Source organism: Polaromonas sp. P3_B1 (assembly GCF_056402935.1).
Genome location: NZ_JBFUGK010000014.1, coordinates 67,452 through 86,267, shown reverse-complemented (window position 1 = coordinate 86,267; position 18,816 = coordinate 67,452). Strand labels below are relative to the sequence as shown.

Sequence of the window (18,816 nt, the reverse complement as noted above, 5' to 3'; positions counted from 1 at the left end):
AACATTACGGCCTCAAGGGCGTAGCGAGCGGGATGAGATGCAAGGCGGACGGAGCGGACCCACCGGAACGTACTTCGGGTACGTGAGGATGGGGAGCACCGGACCAACGCCGCAGATCGCCCGCGCAGTAGCCCCACGCTACACGCGCTCGAAGATGCCGGCTGCGCCCTGTCCCATGCCTACGCACATGGTCACCATACCGTATTTCAGTTGGTGCCTGTGCAATGCATGAATCACGGTCGCGGCCCGGATCGCGCCCGTCGCACCCAGCGGATGGCCCAGCGCAATCGCGCCGCCCATGCGGTTGACCTTGGCCGGGTCCAGCTTGAGCGTGTTGATCACGGCCAGCGACTGCGCGGCAAAGGCCTCGTTCAATTCGATCCAGTCCATATCGTCCTGGCTCAGGCCGGCATAACGCAGCGCGGCGGGAATCGCCTCGATGGGGCCAATGCCCATGATTTCAGGCGGCACGCCCTTGGCGGCGTAGCTCACAAAACGCGCGAGCGGCTTGAGGCCGAACTGCTTGACCGCTTTTTCGCTGGCCAACACCAGCGCGCCTGCGCCGTCGGAAGTCTGCGAACTGTTGCCGGCAGTGACCGAGCCGCGTGCGGCAAACACCGTCTTGAGCTTGGCCAGTCCTTCGAGCGAGGTGTCGGGGCGCGGGCCTTCGTCCAGGCTCACGGTGCGGGTCTTGGCGACCACCTCGCCGGTCTCCAGGTTGGCCGTGCGGTCGGTCACTTCGACGGGCGTGATCTCATTGCTGAACTCGCCGGCCTGCTGGGCCTTGATGGCCTTGAGGTGGGACTCCAGCGCGAACTGGTCCTGCGCCTCGCGCGAGACCTTCCACTGCTGCGCCACCTTCTCGGCCGTCAAGCCCATGCCGTAGGCGATGCCGACGTTCTCGTCGTTCATGAACATATTGGGCGACAGCGAAGGCGAGTTGCCCGACATGGGCACCATGCTCATGCTTTCGGTGCCGGCCGCGACCATCACGTCGGCCTCACCCACGCGGATGCGGTCGGCCGCCATCTGGATGGCCGACAGGCCCGAGGCGCAAAAACGGTTGACGGTGATGCCGCCCACGCTGGTCGGCAGGCCCGCCAGCACCGCGCCTATGCGCGCCACGTTCAGGCCTTGCGGACCTTCGGGAATCGCGCAGCCGCAAATAATGTCCTCAATCGCTTTCGGGTCCAGCGAGGGCACTTGCGCGAGCGCGGCCTGCAGCGCCTTGACCAACAGGTCGTCGGGCCGCGTGTTGCGGAAATAGCCCCTGTGCGAGCGCCCTATGGGCGTGCGCGTGGCGGCAACGATGTAGGCTTCCTGGACTTGTTTGGCCATGATGGTTTCCTTCAATTTTTCGGTTAACTTTTCCGCGGGCCGGAGGGAATCCAGGCCCAGACAAATTCGCATTCCACCGGGTTCACGCCGGCTTCATCGGTCACGACGACCGGTACCTTGACTTCACCCTTGTCGCTGGCCTGCATGGCCGCGCGCTGTTCGTCGCTCAGCGTGGCCACGGCGCGCAGGGCGCCTGTGGCGCGCTTTTTGAACGCCATCTTGAGTTCCTTGGCCAGCGGGATGCAGTCGTCGCGCACATTCATGCCCACCACCATGCCGGTGGCGGTTTCCGCCAGCAGGTTCATGGCCGAGGCGTGCACGCCGCCTATGTGGTTTTGCACCTTCTTCTCGTTCTTGATGCCGATCTCGACCCGGCCCGTGCCCATTTCGAGGAAGTCCAGGCCGGCGGTGCCGGTAAACGGCACGGCACGGCGCAGCACCACGCTGCGAAACCAGGGGCGTGCAAAGGCCGGCACTTCGTCGAGCCGCTGCAGTTGCCGCGCCAGGCGGTTGGGTGGCTGGTCGCTCATCAGTTACGAACCGGTTTTCCGGTGCTCATCATTCCCATGATCCGCTCTTGCGTCTTGGGATGTTCGAGCAAGGAGCAGAAAGCCTTGCGCTCCAGCGTCATCAAATACTCTTCCGTCACCAGCGTGCCGGCATCCACGTCGCCGCCGCAGACCACACCCGCGATCAGGCCGGCGATGTGAAAGTCGTGCGCGCTGATAAAACCGCCGTCGCGCATATTGACCAGCTGGCCCTTGATGGTGGCCAGGCCGTTGCGGCCCACCACCGGGAACTGGCGTTTGTGCGGCGCGCGGTAGCCCGAGTTGAACAGCGCGCGCGCCTCGTTGAGCGCGACAAACAGCAGCTCGTCCTTGTTCGGCACGATCACGTCGCTGTCGAGCAGGTAACCGATCTTGCGGCTTTCAATCGCGCTGGTGCCGACCTTGGCCATGGCCGCGGCAGTGAAGCCTTCGGTCAGGAAAGGCAGGATGTCCTTGTTGGTCGAGGTGCTGGCGTTTTCTGCCGCGCGGCGCGCGATGTAAGCCAAGCCGCCCGCGCCGGGCACCAGGCCCACGCCGACTTCGACCAGGCCGATGTAGCTTTCCATTGCGGCCACACGTTTGGCCGAGTGCACCGCCATTTCGCAGCCGCCGCCGAGTGCGATGCCGCGAATCGCCGACACCACGGGCACAGCCGCGTAACGCAGCTTGAGCATCACGTTCTGCAGCTCGGCCTCGGCCCCCTCGATCGCCTTGGCGCCGCCCATCATGAAGGCGGGCAGCATGGCCTGCAGGTCGGCGCCGGCCGAGAACATCTCGTCGTTGGACCAGATGACCATGCCCTTGTAGCTTTTCTCGGCCAGGTCCACGCCCATGGCCAGGCCCTCCGCCACGTCGGGGCTGATGGCGTGCATCTTGGTTTTGATGCTGGCGATCAGCACGTCGGCGTTCGCGCCGTCCAGCGTCCAGAGGCGTATCGCATCGTCTTCATGCAAGGTGGTGCCGGCCGTCTCGAACGCGGGCGCCTTCGAGCCCAGCACGTCTTCGGGGAAGAACTGGCGCTCGTACACCGGCAGCTTGCGGCGCGGGATAAATTTTTTGGCCGCGGGACTCCACGAGCCTTCCGCCGTGTGCACGCCGCCGGCCTCGGCCACCGGGCCCTTGAACACCCACTCGGGCAGCGGCGCTTTGGACAGGGCCTTGCCGGCGTCAATGTCTTCCTGGATCCAGGTGGCGACCTGCTTCCAGCCGGCCTGCTGCCAGAGCTCAAACGGGCCCTGCTTGGAGCCAAAGCCCCAGCGCATCGCGAAGTCGATGTCGCGCGCGGTTTCGGCAATGCTTTCCAGGTGCACGGCGGCGTAGTGGAACTGGTCGCGGAGAATGGCCCAGAGGAAGCGCGCTTCGGCGCCCTCGGCTTCGCGCAAGAGCTTCAGGCGCTCGCCCGCGGGCTTTTTGAGCATGCGGCCGACAACTTCATTGGCCTTGGCGCCGGCGGGCACGTACTCCATGCTCTCCGGGTCCAGGCGCAGGATGTCGCGACCCTGCTTTTTGTAAAAGCCGGCGCCGGTCTTCTGGCCCAGGCTTTTGGATTCCAGCAGCTTGGCCAGCACCGGCGGCGTGCCGTAGATATCGGAGAACGGGTCTTCCACCTTGCCGGGGCCCAGGTTGTCCTGCAGCGTCTTGATGACGTGGGCCATGGTGTCCAGGCCCACCACGTCGGCGGTGCGGAAGGTGCCCGAGCTCGCGCGGCCCAGCTTCTTGCCGGTCAGGTCGTCGACCACGTCGTAGGTGAGCTTGAAGGCTTCGGCTTCCTTGATGGTGGCCAGCATGCTGGCGATGCCCACGCGGTTGGCGATGAAGTTGGGCGTGTCGTGGGCGCGTATCACGCCCTTGCCCAGCGCGCTGGTGACAAAGGCCTCCAGGTCGTCCAGCACCTTGGGTTCGGTGGTCGGCGTGTTGATCAGCTCGACCAGCGTCATGTAGCGCGGCGGGTTGAAGAAGTGGATGCCGCAAAAACGCGGCTTGATGGATTCGGGCAGCGCCTCGCTGAGCTTGGTGATCGACAGGCCCGAGGTGTTGCTGGCGACGATGGCGCCTTCGGCGATGAAGGGCGCGATCTTGTGGTACAGGTCGGTCTTCCAGTCCATGCGCTCGGCAATCGCCTCGATGATGAGGTCGCATTCGCGCAGCAGCTCCATGTTCTCTTCGTAGTTGGCCTGCTGGATCAGCGCCGCGTCTTCCGGCACGCCCAGCGGGGCCGGCTTGAGCTTCTTGAGGCCTTCGACCGCCTTGATGACGATGCCGTTCTTGGGACCTTCCTTGGCGGGCAGGTCGAACAGCACCACCGGCACCTTGACGTTGACCAGGTGGGCGGCGATCTGCGCGCCCATGACGCCGGCGCCGAGCACGGCGACTTTTTTGACTTGGAATCGTGACATGGTTAAGACCTTGTTGGGGATGACTGGTTGAAAAATTCGAGCACCGCGTTCCAGTAGCGCTGCGGCTCATCGCGCATGCCGTGGGTGTGCTCAGCCTTGTCGAGGATCACGCGTCGGATGCGCTCGGGCCTCGAGGCGGCCTGTTGCAGGGCATCGCCGAAATGCACCGGGGTCCAGCGGTCGGCCCGGCTGTGGATCAGCAACACGTCCACGTCGCGCATATTGGCCAGGTGATGCACGGGCCGCAGGTGCAGCTCACCTTGCGGACTGATGCGCCGGCTGATGTTGAGCACCGCATGGGCAAAGGGGTAAGCTTTCCAGAAATCGGGCAGCGTGGGCGGGCAGCCTTCAGCCACCACTTTGTCGTAAGGGAAATCCGCCTCGGCAATCGCGCTCAGCGTGTTGATCGCGCCGAAGGATGCCGTCAACGCATGCACCGGCAGGCCGGCAAAAGCGCCGCGCGCCCAGCGACCCACCGATAACGCGTCGCCGGGAAAGTCGAAATTGGTCGACGGGCTTTCACCGAAGCCGTTGAAGTCGAAAGCCACCACGTGAAAGCCGGCATCGAGCAGCGCCTGGGCATGGCCGTGGCGCAGCCAGAAACCTTTGCAGGCATAACCCATGGGATGGGCGCAGACCACGACGCCGCGCGGAGGCAGCGTCGTGCGCGCCACGATGGCTTCAAGCCGGCTGGTGCTGCGGCTGGCAATGCGCACCCGCTCCCAGCCTTCCTGCGGCACGTCGGCGGGCCAGCGCCAGGGTTTCATGAAGCGGCCGAAAAACGGCTTCTTGAGCAGGTGATGGCCATACCAGCGGCGCGCGGCCGGCGGGGTGCTTGCAGCCTCGCCAAAAGTCATGGACCGCAGGCGGGAAATTGCTTCACCCATGGCAGGCCCTCCGTTCCGTGAAGTTCATTGCAGGCGTGTCCAGGTCTGGGTGCGGCCGAAAGGGCCGATGGAGCCGCGCACTTCCATCTTCTTGCCACCCTCAATAGGTGTCATCTTGAGGGTGTAGCTTTTGCCGTTATCAGGATCGAGGATCTTGCCGCCCTCCCAGACGTCGCCGTCGGGCGACTTCTTGGCGCCGCGGATGATTTCCAGGCCCAGCCGGGGTTTGTCCTTGCGGTCGTCCTTGCATTCGGTGCAGATATCGTCGGGCTTGGCATCGGGGGAGGTGCGCTTTTCAACCTTGCCGTTCAATACACCGCCGGTGTCCGTGATGCGGACCTCGAATCGGGGATCACCGGTTTTTTCATCGAAGCCGCGCCAGAGGCCCACCGGCGTGTTCTGTGCCAAGGCCGAGAAGGAAACCAGGCCTAAGGCCATTGCCAGTAATTTGCGTTTCATGGTGTCTCCCCTTTGTCTGGTCAAAACTCAGGCCAGCGCTTCGTCGGTTTCCATCAGCGCCTTGCTGCCGGCACGTGCCGTGCGCATCAGCGTTGCGGTTTCGGGGAACAGCTTGGCGAAGTAAAAACGCGCGGTCTGCAGCTTGGCCACATAAAACTTGTCGGTGTTGCCGGCGGCGATTTCGCGCAGCGCGGTCTGCGCCATCAGGGCCCAGAAGTAGCCGAACACCAGGTGGCCGGCCACGCGCAGGTAGTCGACGGCGGCGGCGCCCACTTCGTCGGGGTTCTGAAAGCCCTTGAAACCCAGTTCGGTGGTGAACTTGGTCATCTGGTCGGCCAGGTAGGCCAGCGGGTTGATGAACTCGGCCATCTTCTCGTTGACGCCTTCCTCGGCGATGAGCGCGGCGATCAGCTTGCCGAACTTCTTCAGCGTGGCGCCGTTGTTGCCCAGAATCTTGCGGCCCAGCAGGTCCAGCGACTGGATGGTGTTGGTGCCTTCGTAAATCATGTTGATGCGGTTGTCGCGCACGAACTGCTCCATGCCCCATTCCTTGATGAAGCCGTGGCCGCCGAAGACCTGCATGCAGGCATTGGTGGCGATGTGGCCGTTGTCGGTCAGGAAGGCTTTGACGATGGGCGTGAGCAGGGCGACGATTTCGCCGGAGTCCTTGCGCACCTTCTCGTCGGGATGGTTCAGTTCCTTGTCGAGCAGCAGCGTGCAGTAAATCGCCAGGGCACGGCCGCCTTCGGCATAGGCCTTGGCCGTCAGCAGCATCTTGCGCACATCGGGGTGCACGATGATGGGGTCGGCAGGCTTGTCCTTGGCCTTGACGCCGGACAGCGAACGCATCTGGATGCGGTCCTTGGCGTAGGCCAGCGCGTTCTGGTAAGCCACTTCGGTCAGGCCCAGCGACTGGTTGCCCACGCCCAGGCGGGCGGCGTTCATCATCACGAACATCGCGGCCAGGCCCTTGTTGGGCGCGCCCACCATGGTGCCCACGGCGCCTTCGAGCACCATCTGCGCGGTCGCATTGCCGTGGATGCCCATCTTGTGTTCCAGGCCACCGCAATAGATGCCGTTGCGCGAACCGATGGTGCCGTCCTTGCCGACGTTGAACTTGGGCACGGCGAACAGGCTGATGCCCTTGCTACCCTGGGGCGCGTCCGGCAGGCGGGCCAGCACCAGGTGCACGATGTTGGCGGCCATGTCATGTTCACCGGCACTGATGAAGATCTTGTTGCCGGTCAGGCGGTAGGTGCCGTCGGGCTGCGGCTCGGCCTTGGTGCGCAGCAGGCCCAGGTCGGTGCCGCAGTGCGGCTCGGTCAGGCACATGGTGCCGGTCCATTCGCCGCTGGTCAGCTTGGGCAGGTAGAGTTTTTTCTGTTCGTCGGTGCCGTGGGCGTGCAGGGCCTCGTAGGCGCCGTGCGACAGGCCCGGGTACATGGTCCAGGCCTGATTGGCCGAGTTGAGCATTTCGTACAAGCACTGGTTCACCACAAAAGGCAGGCCCTGGCCGCCGTATTCGGGGTCGCAGCTCAGCGCGGCCCAGCCGCCTTCAACGTACTTGGCATAGGCCTCCTTGAAGCCCTTGGGTGGCGTGACTTCGTGGGTGGCCTTGTCGAGCTTGCAGCCCTCTTCGTCGCCGCTGATGTTCAGCGGGAAGGTCACTTCGGCGGCGAACTTGCCGGCTTCCTCGAGCACCGCGTTGATGGTGTCCGCATCGACCTCCGCATGCTTGGGGATGGCCTTGAATTCATCGGTGACCTTGAGCACTTCGTGCATGACGAATTGCATGTCGCGCAGGGGCGGGCTGTACTGGGGCATTGTGGAGGTCCTTTAGCGTTAAATTGGTTTGGAAGGGGAGGCTTTGCCCGAAGATTTCTTCGGGGCGGCGGAAGTAGAAGGCGCGGCGGCATCGCTGCCGTAGCGCAAGAGGATGTTGGCGAAACCCGTGTGGGCGCGGTCCATGGAGCCCGGCGTCTTCAGGAAGCGGGCCTCGTAATGCAACGCCAGGATCAGGCCGTGGATTTCAAAGGCCATCTGGTGCTCGTCAGCATCGGGCCGCAGATGGCCGGCCTCCTTGGCCTGCACCACGGCGCGGTACATGGCTGCCAGCCAGGTGCGCACCGAACCTGCCAGCGCGTCGCGCACCGGGCCCGGCCTGTCGTCGAACTCAACCGCGCCGCTGATGTAAAGGCAACCTGAGTCGATCTCCAGCGAGGTGCGCTTCATCCAGTTGTGGAACAGCGCCGCCAGGCGCGGCAGGCCACGCGGCTGCTGCAGGGCCGGGAAGAAGACCTCTTCCTCGAAACGCACGTGGTATTCGCGGATCACCGAGATCTGCAATTCCTCGCGCGAGCCGAAATGGGCGAACACGCCGGACTTGCTCATGCGCATGACCTCGGCCAACGCGCCTATGCTCAGGCCCTCCAGCCCGATCTGCGTGGCCAGGCCCAGGGCCGCATCCACAATGGCCGCCTTGGTCTGCTGGCCTTTTTGCTGGCTTTTGGCCATGGCGCTGCCCACGGCTGGGGCGCGGGAGGCTTTGGCGGAAAGTTCTGTGACGGGCATGGGGTGCTACAAAATAAAACGAACGGTCGTTCTATTTTGCAACACTTTGATGACCATGGGCAAGCCGGGGTTGTTGGGCCCTTGCTTATAGGGACCCCGTTCTAACCTTGAGCAGGGTAAACCCCAGTCAACGCTCTGCGTTGGGGTTCTGCCCCTACCCCGTTCGGGCTGAGCTTGTCGAAGCCCTCTGTGCGAACCGGCCCTTCGACAGGCTCAGGGCGAACGGGAGTTACTCGTGCGCCTGAACACCAACGCCCCTCGGGATGAGTTCTTCCTGAGAGTCATCCCCTCCGTTCGGGCTGAGCTTGTCGAAGCCCTGAGTGCGAACCAAGCCCTTCGACGGGCTCTGGGCGAACGGAGTTACCCGTGCGCCTGAACACCAACGCCCCCCGGGGATTTACTTCTTGAACGCGACCACGACCTGGTGTTGCTCGCCCAAACCTTCAATCCCCAGCGACATCGTGTCGCCCTTCTTCAGGAAGACCGGCGGCTTCATGCCCAGGCCCACGCCGGGCGGTGTGCCGGTGGTGATCACGTCGCCGGGCTCCAGGGTCATGAACTGGCTCACGTAGCTGATGATCTTGGCGACGCTGAAGATCATGGTTTTTGTGCTGCCGTTCTGCACGCGCTTGTCGTTGACTTCCAGCCACATCGACAATTTTTGCGGGTTCGGCACTTCGTCGCGCGTGACCAGCCAGGGGCCCAGGGGGCCGAAAGTGTCGCAGCCCTTGCCCTTGTCCCAGGTGCCGCCGCGCTCGATCTGGAATTCGCGTTCGCTGACGTCGTTGATGGTGCAGTAGCCGGCCACATGGTTGAGCGCCTCTTTTTGCGAGACGTAACGCGCCTGCTTGCCGATGATCACGCCGAGCTCGACCTCCCAGTCGGTCTTGACCGAATTCTTGGGCAGCATGATGGGGTCGTTGGGTCCCTGGATGCAGCTGGTGGCCTTCATGAAGACGACGGGTTCGGCCGGGATCGGCAAACCGGATTCAGCGGCATGGTCGGCGTAGTTCAAGCCTATGGCGATGAATTTTCGCGTGCCGGTGATGGGGCTGCCGTAGCGCGGCGAGCCCTTGACCAGCGGCAGCTTGTCGGTCTTGAGTTTGGCCAGTTTGGCCAGCGCGGCATCGCCGAGCTGGTCGGGTCCGATATCCTTGATGACGCTGCTGAGGTCGCGCAGCTTGCCATTGGCATCGATGAGGCCGGGTTTTTCCTTGCCGGGGTTGCCATAACGAACGAGTTTCATGGTTTTCCTTTTTGAGTGAATCGGTGAAGTCAGTAAGTGGAGCGGCCGCCCGAAAGGTCGAACACCGCGCCTGTCGAAAAAGAGCAATCCTCGGTGCACAGCCAGCTGACCATGGCGGCCACCTCATCGGGCGTGCCGAAGCGGCCCATGGGGATTTTCGAGAGCATGAACTGGATGAACTCGGGTGTCATCTGCTCAAAAATCGGGGTTTTCACCGCGGCCGGCGTCACGCAGTTGACGCGCACACCGGTGTCGGCAAGTTCCTTGCCCAGCGATTTTGTCAGCGCGATCACCGCCGCCTTGCTGGCGCTGTAGGCGCTGGCGTTGGGGTTGCCCTCCTTGCCGGCGACCGAGGCGATGTTGACGATGCGCCCGTAGTTGCGCGCGCGCATAAGCGGCACGATTTCGCGGCAGCAGAAGAACAGGCCGTTGAGGTTGACCTGCTGCACCTGCATCCACTGCTCGGGCGGGTAGTCCCAAAGCTTGACGTTGGGGCCGGTGATGCCGGCCGAGTTGACCAGCGCGTCTATTACCGGGTTGTGCGCGACCGTCTTCTTCACCGCCTCCACCACGCTGGCATGGCTGCTGACATCCACCGTCACGGTGTGGACGTCCTCACCCAGGCTGGACTTCGCCTTCTGCAGCGCCTCGGGGTTGACGTCCCACAAGGTGACGGTGCCACCCGAGGCCAGCATGCGCTGGGCAATCGCAAAACCCAAGCCGACCGCGCCACCCGTGATCACCGCGTGCCGACCCTTCAGGTCGAGCTGGTTCATATGGTGATGCCGCCGTCGATGTTGTAGGCCTGGCCTGTCACAAAGGCGGATTCGTCGCTGGCCAGGAAAGTCACCAGCGGCGCTATTTCATGCGCCTGGGCCAGGCGCCCCAGCGGCTGGCGCGCGATGAATGCCTTGCGTGCTTCCACCGGGTCGGCATTGGCGTTGATGCGGTCCTGCAACGAAGGCGTATCGACGGTGCCGGGGCAGATGGCGTTGCAACGCACGCCGTCGGCCACAAAGTCGGCCGCCACGCTCTTGGTGAGGCCAATCACCGCGGCCTTGGTCGTGCCGTAAATAAAACGGTTGGGCAGGCCCTTGATGCTGCTGCAGACACTGGCCATGTTGATGATGCTGCCGCGCTTTTGGGCCTGCATTTTCGGCAGCACCGCCTGGATCATCCAGAACTGCGCGCGCACATTGAGCCGGAAGGCGAAGTCAAGGTCTTCGTCCGTGGCCTGCAGCGCCGTGCCGCCGTGCACAAAGCCCGCGCAGTTGAACAGCACGTCGAGCGCCGGCAGCCCGCCCACCAGCTTGTGGATGGCCGCCTTGTCGAGCACGTCCAGCGGCAGCGCGGTGATATTGGCCACGCCCTGGTAGCTTTCCAGCAGCTTGGGGTTCAGGTCGGTGGCCCAGACCTGCGCGCCTTCGGCCGCCAGTGCCAGCGCGCTGGCGCGCCCGATGCCCTGGCCGGCCGCGGTGACCAGTGCCTTCTTTCCTTCAAGTCTCATCAGTGCTCCTACAGGGTTTTGCCGGATGTTGTCCCGGGGGTTTCATGGGATTATCAATTGGTCTGACCACTTGTCCAATTCTGGCTAACCCTTAAGCCGCCCCACCGCCTTTCCCTGATCTCTCCCCCATGCCCCTGCAGACCGTCGAACCGCAACGCCTGTACCGCCAGATCGCCGAGCAGCTGCGAACGCTGATTTCCGCCGGCGAATGGCCTGTGGGCTCCCGCCTGCCCGCCGAGCGCGACCTGGCGCGGCAGCTGGGCGTGAGCCGCCCTTCGGTGCGCGAGGCGCTGATCGCGATGGAAGTCGAGGGCTGGGTGGAAGTGCGCACCGGCTCCGGCGTCTATGTGCTGGACCGCAGCGGCGCGCCCAGTACCGGCAACGGCCGGGCCGGGGAGATACCACCCGATGAATGGGGCCCGCTGGAATTGATACGCGCCCGCCGCGTGGTGGAGGGCGAAGTCGCCGCCATGGCCGCCACCCAGGCCAAGCGCAAACACCTGGAGGCTATGGACAAGGCCATCGCCAGCATGCAAGCCGATGCCGACCGCGGCGTGCTGCCGCTGGAAGGCGACCGGGCTTTTCACACTGCCATCGTCGAGTCTTGCGGCAATGTGGTGCTGATCGAAACCGTACAGCGCTTCTGGGATTCGCGCCGCGGCCCGCTGTTCGAACGTTTGGGCGGCCATTTTGAAACCGTGGAATCCTGGCGCTCGGCCATCGCGGAGCACCAGGCCATTTATGAGGCGGTGCGCAACCACGACCCCGACGCCGCGCGCGCGGCCATGCATGAACACATGGACCATTCGCACAAGCGCTTCAGCGTGAGCTGGCGCCGGACCACGCAACAGAAGACACCCAAAAAATAAGAAGAAACATTTCGCATCCGGAGATTTCCCTCAACCGCAACTTGGCACTACAAAAAAGAAAGCGAGACAAGCATGAACTTCCTGACCCACACCAAGCGGCTGGCCACGGCCCTGCTGCTGTCCACGGGCCTGTGCGCCGTTGCCACGGCCCAGCCCTACCCGAACAAGCCGATTGAAGTGATGGTGGCCTTCCAGCCCGGCGGCGGCACCGATTCGCTGGCACGCGCCTATGCCGAAGCGGCCAAAAAATACACCACCCAGCCGCTGGTCGTCTACAACAAGGCAGGTGCCAGCGGCGCGATAGGCCTGGCCGACGTGGCGAACGCCAAGCCCGACGGCTACAAGATCGCCATGCTTTTCGTCGAAGTGACCATCCTCCCGCACCTGGGCATCACCAAGATCACCCAGGACGACTTCATCCCGATTGCCCGCCTCAACGCCGACCCGGCCGCCATTACCGTGCGCGCCGACTCACCCTACAACACGATTGAGGACTTCCTCGCCGCCGCCAAAAAACCCGGCAGCGACGTGAAGGTGGGCAATGCCGGCAACGGCTCCATCTGGCATTTGGCCGCCGCTTCGCTCGAAGAAAAAACCGGCGCCAAGTTCAGCCACATCCCCTTCCAGGGCGCGGGCCCCGCCGTGCTGGCGCTGCTGGGCGGCCATGTGGACGCCGTGGGCGTGAGCCCGGCCGAGGTCGCGGTGCACGTGGCCGCCGGCAAGCTCAAGATCCTGGGCGTGATGGCCGACCAGCGCGTCAAGGGCTTTGACAACGTACCCACGCTCAAGGAGCGCAAGATTGACCTGTCGATCGGCACCTGGCGCGGCCTGGGCGTGGCCAAGGGCACGCCGCCCGAAATCGTCGAGTACATCCGCGCCATGACCAAGAAGGCCGCCGAAGAACCCATCATGAAAGAGGTGATGGACAAGCTCAACCTCGGCTATGCCTATGCCGACGGCCCCGCCTTCAAGGCGCAGATGGTGCGCGACAACGACACCTTCAAGCAACTCGTGACCAAGCTCAACCTGAAGAACTGAAGCAACAAGGAGGCAACGGGGCGGCAGACCCCGGCTTCACGGCCCGCGCGCTGGCGCGCACGGCCGGTTTTCCTTTCATGCCAGCAAACCCTTTGAGGAGACAAACCATGAACGCAATCCACAACAAACGATTCGCCGTCAAAGCCATTGCCGCCTGCGCGCTGATGGCGGGCGCCCTGGGCTTTTCCGGCATCGCCTCGGCGCAAACGAAGCTGAAATGGGCGCACGTCTACGAGACGTCCGAACCCTTCCACAAATGGTCGGTCTGGGCCGGCGACGAGATCAAGAAGCGCACCAACGGCAAGTACGAGATCCAGGTGTTCCCGGCCTCCACGCTGGGCAAGGAGGCCGACATCAACCAGGGCCTGACCCTGGGCACGGTGGACATCATCCTCACCGGCGCGAGTTTTGCCGGCCGCACCTACCAGCCGCTGGCCATCGGCTACTTCCCCTTCATCTTCCGCGACGCCGAGCACCAGCTCAAGTTCGCCAACAGCGATGTGTTCAGGGAACTGGCCGCCGGCTACGACCAGAAGAGCGGCAACCACATCACCGCGCTCAACTACTACGGCGCGCGCCATGTGACCTCCAGCGCGGCACGCCCCATCACCAAGCCGGAAGACATGAAAGGCCTGAAGATCCGCGTGCCCGACGCACCGGCCTATATGGCTTTTCCCAAGGCGCTGGGCGCCAACCCGACGCCGATTGCCTTTGCCGAGGTCTACCTGGCGCTGCAAAACGGCACGGTGGACGCGCAGGAGAATCCGCTGCCGACCATAGAAGCCAAGAAGTTCTATGAAGTGCAGAAGAACATCTCGCTGACCGGCCACATCGTCGATTCGCTGCTGACCGTGGTCTCGGGCCAGCTGTGGAACAAGCTCAGCGCGGATGAGAAAAAGATTTTCAGCGACGTGATGCTGGAAGCCGCCGAAAAAACCGGTCGCGAGATCATCGCCTCCGAGGCACGGCTGGTTGATGAGTTCAAAAAGAAGGGCAACAACGTGATCACGGTCGACAAGAATGCCTTCCGGGCGGCGGTGCTCAAGAGCACCACGCCTGCGGACCAGGGGTACCGCCAGGCAGATTACGACCGCATCATCAACCTTCGGTAGCCACCCGCAAAGCTACTGCGCGGCCAGATCTCGCACCTGCGATGCTCGCCGTACTGGAGTACGGCTGCGCTTCTCGGCGCGACCTCTGGCCGCTCGCTACGCTTTTCGGGCGACTACCGGCGCCGCGTGGGTAAAGATTAAAGAGGAAACACGATGACCGAAAAAATCATCAGCGACGACGGTTCATTCCACACCGAGGACGAGGCGGTGGACCTGTCCACCACCACGACCGAGGGCTGGGTGGCCCTGGCGTTTTTCTGGATATTGGGCGCCACGGTGCTTTACCAGTTCGTCACGCGCTATGTTTTCAACGACTCGGCCGCGTGGACCGAGGAGATCGCGCGTTATGAGTTGATTGCCGTGGTCTTCATAGGCGCGGCCATAGGCGTGGCCAAGAACAACCACATCCAGGTGGATTTCTTCTACCGCCATATGCCGGCAAAGATGGGACGCGTGATGTCCACGCTGACGGATGTGCTGCGCATCGGTTTTTTCGGCGCCGCCGTGGTCATGACGCTGCAAATGATGGAAAAAATCGGCAACCAGACGCGCATGACCATCGTGGACCTTCCCATGAACATCGTCTACGGCGTGTGCCTGCTGGGCTTCGCCGCCATGCTGTTTCGCTCGCTGCGGGTTGCGCTGATCCACTACCGCCGCGGCTACAGCGTGCTGGAACGCCCCGACTCCACCATGGAAGACCGCTGAACGCGAGAGATCCTCACCATCATGCTCAAACTATTTTTCCTGATCTTCATGGGCGCCGGCATACCGGTCGCCATCGCCATGGCGGGCGCCTCGCTGGTGTATATCCTGGTCACCGGCAACCTGCCGCCTTTTGTAGTGATACACCGCATGGTGTCGGGCATAGACAGCTTTCCGCTGCTGGCCGTGCCTTTCTTCATCCTGGCCGGCAACCTGATGAACAACGCCGGCATCACCACACGCATCTACAACTTCGCACTGGCCCTGGTCGGCTGGCTCAAGGGCGGCCTGGGCCACGTCAACGTGCTGGGCTCGGTCATTTTTGCCGGCATGAGCGGCACGGCGATTGCCGACGCGGCCGGCCTGGGCACCATCGAAATCAAGGCCATGAAGGAGCACGGCTATTCGTCGGAATTCGCGGTCGGCGTGACGGCCGCCTCGGCCACGCTGGGCCCCATCATCCCGCCCAGCCTGCCTTTTGTGATTTACGGAATGATGGCCAATGTGTCGATTGGCGCGCTGTTCCTGGCCGGGCTGCTGCCGGGCCTGTTGATGGCGGTGCTGATGATGCTGACCGTGGCCTATTACGCCCACAAAAACAAATGGGGCGCCGACATCAAGTTCTCGGGCAGCAGGCTGGCCAAGGCCCTGATTGAGCTGGGTGTGGTGACTGCCTGGCCGCTGGTGCTGTGGCTGCTGATCGACAAGGCCGGCGCACCGGCACAGATCACCGTCATCCTGGGCCTTGTGGCGTTGTTCGTGCTCGACAAGATATTCAGGTTCGAGGCCGTGCTGCCCATCATGACGCCGGTGCTGCTGATAGGCGGCATGACGACCGGCCTGTTCACGCCTACCGAAGGTGCGATCGCGGCCTGTGTCTGGGCCATGGTGCTGGGCTTCTGGTGGTACAAGGCGCTCAAGTTCAAGATGTTCGTCAAAGTCTGCCTGGACACGGTGGAAACCACTTCGACCGTGCTGTTTATCGTGGCGGCCGCCTCCATCTTCGGCTGGATGCTGACGGCCACCGGCGTGACCACGGCGATTGCCGCCTGGGTGCTGGGCTTTACCCAGAGCCCCTGGGTGTTTTTGCTGCTGGCCAACCTGCTGATGCTGTTTGTCGGCTGCTTCCTGGAGCCCACCGCCGCCATCACCATCCTGGTGCCCATCCTGCTGCCCATCACTGCACAGCTGGGCATAGACCCGGTGCATTTCGGCCTGGTGATGGTGCTCAACCTGATGATCGGCCTGCTGCACCCGCCCATGGGCATGGTGCTGTTCGTGCTGGCGCGCGTGGCCCATCTCTCGGTGGAACGCACCACGGTCGCCATATTGCCCTGGCTGGTGCCGTTGCTTTTAAGCCTGGGCATCATCACTTACTTCCCGAAAGCGGTACTCTGGCTGCCGAAATTGTTCTATTAAATATTCCCCGAAGCCTTCAACAAGCTCAGGACAGGCCAAGGCCGGTTCCGCGCTGGCACCTGATTGAAACCACAGAGACTCTCATGACACCGTTTATTCGCCTCCACCCTGCCGATGATGTGTTGATTGCCCGCGCCCAGCTGGTGGGCGGCACGCAGCTGGAAAACATCACTGTGCGCGGCCTGATCCCCGCCGGCCACAAAATCGCCACCCGTGCGCTGGCCGAGGGGGAGCCGGTGCGGCGCTACAACCAGATCATCGGCTTTGCGAGCAAGGCGATTGCGCCCGGGGAGCATGTGCACTCGCACAACCTCAACATGGGCCCTGACAAGGGTGATTTCACACGCGACTACGCCTTTGGCGCCGATGTGAAGCCGGCGCCCGCCAAACGCGAAGCCACCTTCATGGGCATCAAGCGGCCCGACGGCCGCGTGGCTACGCGAAACTACATCGGCATTCTCTCCAGCGTGAACTGCTCGGCCACGGCGGCGCGCGCGATTGCCGACCATTTTTCGCGGCAGAACAACCCGTCGGCGCTCAAAGATTTTCCCAACGTCGACGGCGTGGTGGCGCTCACGCACGGCACCGGCTGCGGCATGGACTCCGACGGCCTGGGCCTGCAGATCCTGCAGCGCACGCTGACGGGTTATGCCACGCATCCCAACTTCGCAGGCGTGCTGGTGGTGGGCCTGGGCTGCGAGTCCAACCAGATCAACGCGTGGCTGGCCCACGGCAGCCTGCGCGAGGGCGAGACCCTGCGCGTCTTCAGCATCCAGGACACGGGCGGCACGGCCAAAACCGTGGCCAAGGGCATCGCCATGATCAAGGAGATGCTGCCGCAGGCCAACGCCGTCAAGCGCGAGCCCTGCAGCGCCTCGCACATCACGATCGGCCTGCAGTGCGGCGGCTCCGACGGCTATTCGGGCATCAGCGCCAACCCGGCGCTGGGCGCGGCGGTGGACCTGCTGGTGGCGCACGGCGGCACCGCCATCCTCAGCGAAACGCCCGAGATCTACGGCGCCGAGCATTTGCTCACGCGGCGCGCGGTGCGGCCCGAGATTGCCGAAAAACTGATCTCGCGCATCAAGTGGTGGGAGCACTACACCGAGATCAACGACGGCGAGATGAACAACAACCCCTCGCCCGGCAACAAGGCCGGTGGCTTGACCACCATCCTCGAAAAATCGCTGGGCGCGGTGGCCAAGGGCGGCACTTCCAACCTCGAGGCCGTGTATGAATACGCCGAGCCCGTGAAAGACCACGGTTTTGTCTATATGGACACGCCGGGCTACGACCCGGTCAGCGCCACGGGCCAGGTGGCCGGCGGCGCCAACATCATCTGCTTTACCACCGGCCGCGGCTCGGCCTACGGCTGCGCGCCCTCGCCTTCGCTCAAGCTGGCCACCAACTCGGCGCTGTGGCAGCGGCAGGAAGAAGACATGGACATCAACTGCGGCGAAATCATCGACGGCGGCGTGTCAGTGCAGGAAATGGGGCAACGCATCTTCGAGATGGTGCTGGCCACCGCCTCGGGCGAGCCCAGCAAGAGCGAAAAACACGGCTACGGCCAGAATGAGTTCGTGCCCTGGCAAGTCGGCGCCGTGATGTAAACCTCACCCTCATCCTCCAAGGTCCATGCAAAAAAACATCCAAGCCTCAGCCCTGCGGGCCCACTGCGCCCGCATCCTCGTCGCCGCCGGCAGCTCGGCACAAGAAGCCGACAAAGTCGCCTCCAACCTGGTCATGGCCAACCTCAGCGGCCACGACTCGCACGGTGTGGGCATGCTCCCGCGTTATGTGGATGCGGTGCTCGAAGGCGGCCTCACGCCCAATGCGCAGGTCAAGACCGTGCTCGACGCCGGGGCGCTGCTCAGCCTCAACGGCCAGCGCGGCTACGGCCAGGTGGTCGGCGAGCAGGCCATGTTGTTGGGCATGGCCCGCGCCAAAGAACAAGGCAGCTGCATCCTGGCGCTGGCCGAATCGCACCACCTGGGGCGCATAGGCCACTTCGCCGAAATGGCGGTGGCGCAGGGCCTGGTGTCGCTGCATTTTGTCAACGTCATGACCCGGCCCGTGGTCGCGCCCTGGGGCGGTGCCGACGGCCGCTACGGCACGAATCCCTGCTGCATAGGGGTGCCGCTCAAGGACGCCCCGCCCTTTGTATTGGACTTCGCCACCAGCCGCGTGGCCCAGGGCAAGATGCGCGTGGCGCACAACCAGGGCAAGTCCGTGCCGCCCGGCCTGCTGATCGACGAACACGGCCAGCCGACCACCGACCCCGGCGTGGTGGTGGTGCCGCAGGCCAATGGTTTTTTCGGTGCGCTCATGCCTTTCGGCGAGCACAAGGGCTACGGTCTGGCCGTGGCCTGCGAGCTGCTGGGCGGCGCGCTGACCGGCGGCGGCACCTGGCACCACCCGACGGTAGGCACACGCGCCGTCTACAACAGCATGCTGACCATCCTGATAGACCCGGGCAAGCTGGGCACGCAATCGGCCATGGAAACCGAGGCCATGGCTTTTGTGGAGTGGCTGCGCAAAAGCCCGCCGGCCGACGGCGAACACGGCGTGCAGATTGCCGGCGAGCCCGAACGCCGCGCGCGCGTGGAGCGCGAGCGTGACGGCATAGACATTGATGCCAGCACCTGGGAAGAAATTGAGGGCGCCGCCGGCAAGGTGGGGCTCAGCCTCTAGCGGTCAGGAAAAACGCCAAGCAGGGGCCGC

Annotated in this window: 17 protein-coding genes; 7 read left to right on the top strand and 10 right to left on the bottom strand. The window is 63.8% G+C overall.

The window, feature by feature from the left end; genetic code table 11:
• Nucleotides 1-138: 138 nt before the first annotated feature.
• The 10 genes from AC1DXS_RS10405 to AC1DXS_RS10360 all read right to left on the bottom strand — a co-directional run bounded on the left by AC1DXS_RS10405 (nucleotide 139) and on the right by AC1DXS_RS10360 (nucleotide 10,952).
• On the bottom strand, nucleotides 139-1,338 hold the full coding sequence (locus tag AC1DXS_RS10405; protein ID WP_477737435.1) for an acetyl-CoA C-acyltransferase: 1,200 nt from the start codon (nucleotides 1,336-1,338) through the stop codon (nucleotides 139-141).
• A 23-nt stretch (nucleotides 1,339-1,361) separates the two neighbouring features.
• Nucleotides 1,362-1,868, bottom strand: a complete 507-nt coding sequence (locus AC1DXS_RS10400; RefSeq protein ID WP_477737434.1) for a DUF4442 domain-containing protein — start codon at nucleotides 1,866-1,868, stop codon at nucleotides 1,362-1,364.
• On the bottom strand, nucleotides 1,868-4,282 hold the full coding sequence (locus AC1DXS_RS10395; protein WP_477737433.1) for a 3-hydroxyacyl-CoA dehydrogenase/enoyl-CoA hydratase family protein: 2,415 nt from the start codon (nucleotides 4,280-4,282) through the stop codon (nucleotides 1,868-1,870). The genes AC1DXS_RS10400 and AC1DXS_RS10395 overlap by 1 nt, the downstream gene beginning before the upstream one ends.
• A 2-nt stretch (nucleotides 4,283-4,284) precedes the next feature.
• Nucleotides 4,285-5,169 (bottom strand): alpha/beta hydrolase, encoded by an 885-nt coding sequence (locus AC1DXS_RS10390; RefSeq protein ID WP_477737432.1) that lies wholly within the window; start codon nucleotides 5,167-5,169, stop codon nucleotides 4,285-4,287.
• 24 nt (nucleotides 5,170-5,193) lie between these two features.
• Nucleotides 5,194-5,628: a DUF2147 domain-containing protein gene (locus tag AC1DXS_RS10385; protein WP_477737431.1), complete on the bottom strand. Its 435-nt coding sequence runs from the start codon at nucleotides 5,626-5,628 to the stop codon at nucleotides 5,194-5,196.
• 27 nt (nucleotides 5,629-5,655) lie between these two features.
• Nucleotides 5,656-7,452: an acyl-CoA dehydrogenase C-terminal domain-containing protein gene (locus AC1DXS_RS10380; protein WP_477737430.1), complete on the bottom strand. Its 1,797-nt coding sequence runs from the start codon at nucleotides 7,450-7,452 to the stop codon at nucleotides 5,656-5,658.
• A gap of 18 nt (nucleotides 7,453-7,470) precedes the next feature.
• Complete coding sequence (locus tag AC1DXS_RS10375) at nucleotides 7,471-8,199, bottom strand: TetR/AcrR family transcriptional regulator (protein WP_477737429.1); 729 nt, start codon at nucleotides 8,197-8,199, stop codon at nucleotides 7,471-7,473.
• 397 nt (nucleotides 8,200-8,596) lie between these two features.
• Nucleotides 8,597-9,445 (bottom strand): fumarylacetoacetate hydrolase family protein, encoded by an 849-nt coding sequence (locus tag AC1DXS_RS10370; protein ID WP_477737428.1) that lies wholly within the window; start codon nucleotides 9,443-9,445, stop codon nucleotides 8,597-8,599.
• Nucleotides 9,446-9,474: 29 nt separating this feature from the next.
• Entirely contained in the window at nucleotides 9,475-10,221 is a 747-nt protein-coding gene (locus AC1DXS_RS10365) for an SDR family NAD(P)-dependent oxidoreductase (protein WP_477737427.1), read from the bottom strand.
• Entirely contained in the window at nucleotides 10,218-10,952 is a 735-nt protein-coding gene (locus AC1DXS_RS10360; RefSeq protein ID WP_477737426.1) for an SDR family oxidoreductase, read from the bottom strand. The genes AC1DXS_RS10365 and AC1DXS_RS10360 overlap by 4 nt, the downstream gene beginning before the upstream one ends.
• Before the next feature lie 128 nt (nucleotides 10,953-11,080).
• Between AC1DXS_RS10360 and AC1DXS_RS10355 the strand changes: the two genes are divergently transcribed.
• The 7 genes from AC1DXS_RS10355 to AC1DXS_RS10325 all read left to right on the top strand — a co-directional run bounded on the left by AC1DXS_RS10355 (nucleotide 11,081) and on the right by AC1DXS_RS10325 (nucleotide 18,786).
• Nucleotides 11,081-11,821 (top strand): FadR/GntR family transcriptional regulator, encoded by a 741-nt coding sequence (locus AC1DXS_RS10355; RefSeq protein WP_477737425.1) that lies wholly within the window; start codon nucleotides 11,081-11,083, stop codon nucleotides 11,819-11,821.
• Between the two features lie 72 nt (nucleotides 11,822-11,893).
• Nucleotides 11,894-12,859, top strand: a complete 966-nt coding sequence (locus AC1DXS_RS10350) for a tripartite tricarboxylate transporter substrate binding protein (protein WP_477737424.1) — start codon at nucleotides 11,894-11,896, stop codon at nucleotides 12,857-12,859.
• Between the two features lie 107 nt (nucleotides 12,860-12,966).
• On the top strand, nucleotides 12,967-13,971 hold the full coding sequence (locus tag AC1DXS_RS10345) for a sialic acid TRAP transporter substrate-binding protein SiaP (protein ID WP_477737423.1): 1,005 nt from the start codon (nucleotides 12,967-12,969) through the stop codon (nucleotides 13,969-13,971).
• Between the two features lie 153 nt (nucleotides 13,972-14,124).
• Nucleotides 14,125-14,679: a TRAP transporter small permease gene (locus AC1DXS_RS10340; RefSeq protein WP_477737422.1), complete on the top strand. Its 555-nt coding sequence runs from the start codon at nucleotides 14,125-14,127 to the stop codon at nucleotides 14,677-14,679.
• 21 nt (nucleotides 14,680-14,700) lie between these two features.
• Nucleotides 14,701-16,095 carry a TRAP transporter large permease gene (locus tag AC1DXS_RS10335; protein WP_477737421.1) on the top strand — a complete coding sequence of 465 codons (1,395 nt, stop codon included), beginning with the start codon at nucleotides 14,701-14,703 and terminating at the stop codon, nucleotides 16,093-16,095.
• An 83-nt stretch (nucleotides 16,096-16,178) separates the two neighbouring features.
• Nucleotides 16,179-17,705, top strand: coding sequence for a UxaA family hydrolase (locus AC1DXS_RS10330; protein ID WP_477737420.1), 1,527 nt, complete (start codon nucleotides 16,179-16,181; stop codon nucleotides 17,703-17,705).
• A gap of 25 nt (nucleotides 17,706-17,730) precedes the next feature.
• On the top strand, nucleotides 17,731-18,786 hold the full coding sequence (locus tag AC1DXS_RS10325) for a malate/lactate/ureidoglycolate dehydrogenase (protein WP_477737419.1): 1,056 nt from the start codon (nucleotides 17,731-17,733) through the stop codon (nucleotides 18,784-18,786).
• Nucleotides 18,787-18,816 lie beyond the last annotated feature (30 nt).

Bases quoted from the DNA above. Each gene is read 5' to 3' on its own strand.
- AC1DXS_RS10405 (WP_477737435.1), bottom strand. From the start codon at position 1,338: ATGGCCAAACAAGTCCAGGAAGCCTACATCGTTGCCGCCACGCGCACG.
- AC1DXS_RS10400 (WP_477737434.1), bottom strand. From the start codon at position 1,868: ATGAGCGACCAGCCACCCAACCGCCTGGCGCGGCAACTGCAGCGGCTC.
- AC1DXS_RS10395 (WP_477737433.1), bottom strand. From the start codon at position 4,282: ATGTCACGATTCCAAGTCAAAAAAGTCGCCGTGCTCGGCGCCGGCGTC.
- AC1DXS_RS10390 (WP_477737432.1), bottom strand. From the start codon at position 5,169: ATGGGTGAAGCAATTTCCCGCCTGCGGTCCATGACTTTTGGCGAGGCT.
- AC1DXS_RS10385 (WP_477737431.1), bottom strand. From the start codon at position 5,628: ATGAAACGCAAATTACTGGCAATGGCCTTAGGCCTGGTTTCCTTCTCG.
- AC1DXS_RS10380 (WP_477737430.1), bottom strand. From the start codon at position 7,452: ATGCCCCAGTACAGCCCGCCCCTGCGCGACATGCAATTCGTCATGCAC.
- AC1DXS_RS10375 (WP_477737429.1), bottom strand. From the start codon at position 8,199: ATGCCCGTCACAGAACTTTCCGCCAAAGCCTCCCGCGCCCCAGCCGTG.
- AC1DXS_RS10370 (WP_477737428.1), bottom strand. From the start codon at position 9,445: ATGAAACTCGTTCGTTATGGCAACCCCGGCAAGGAAAAACCCGGCCTC.
- AC1DXS_RS10365 (WP_477737427.1), bottom strand. From the start codon at position 10,221: ATGAACCAGCTCGACCTGAAGGGTCGGCACGCGGTGATCACGGGTGGC.
- AC1DXS_RS10360 (WP_477737426.1), bottom strand. From the start codon at position 10,952: ATGAGACTTGAAGGAAAGAAGGCACTGGTCACCGCGGCCGGCCAGGGC.
- AC1DXS_RS10355 (WP_477737425.1), top strand. From the start codon at position 11,081: ATGCCCCTGCAGACCGTCGAACCGCAACGCCTGTACCGCCAGATCGCC.
- AC1DXS_RS10350 (WP_477737424.1), top strand. From the start codon at position 11,894: ATGAACTTCCTGACCCACACCAAGCGGCTGGCCACGGCCCTGCTGCTG.
- AC1DXS_RS10345 (WP_477737423.1), top strand. From the start codon at position 12,967: ATGAACGCAATCCACAACAAACGATTCGCCGTCAAAGCCATTGCCGCC.
- AC1DXS_RS10340 (WP_477737422.1), top strand. From the start codon at position 14,125: ATGACCGAAAAAATCATCAGCGACGACGGTTCATTCCACACCGAGGAC.
- AC1DXS_RS10335 (WP_477737421.1), top strand. From the start codon at position 14,701: ATGCTCAAACTATTTTTCCTGATCTTCATGGGCGCCGGCATACCGGTC.
- AC1DXS_RS10330 (WP_477737420.1), top strand. From the start codon at position 16,179: ATGACACCGTTTATTCGCCTCCACCCTGCCGATGATGTGTTGATTGCC.
- AC1DXS_RS10325 (WP_477737419.1), top strand. From the start codon at position 17,731: ATGCAAAAAAACATCCAAGCCTCAGCCCTGCGGGCCCACTGCGCCCGC.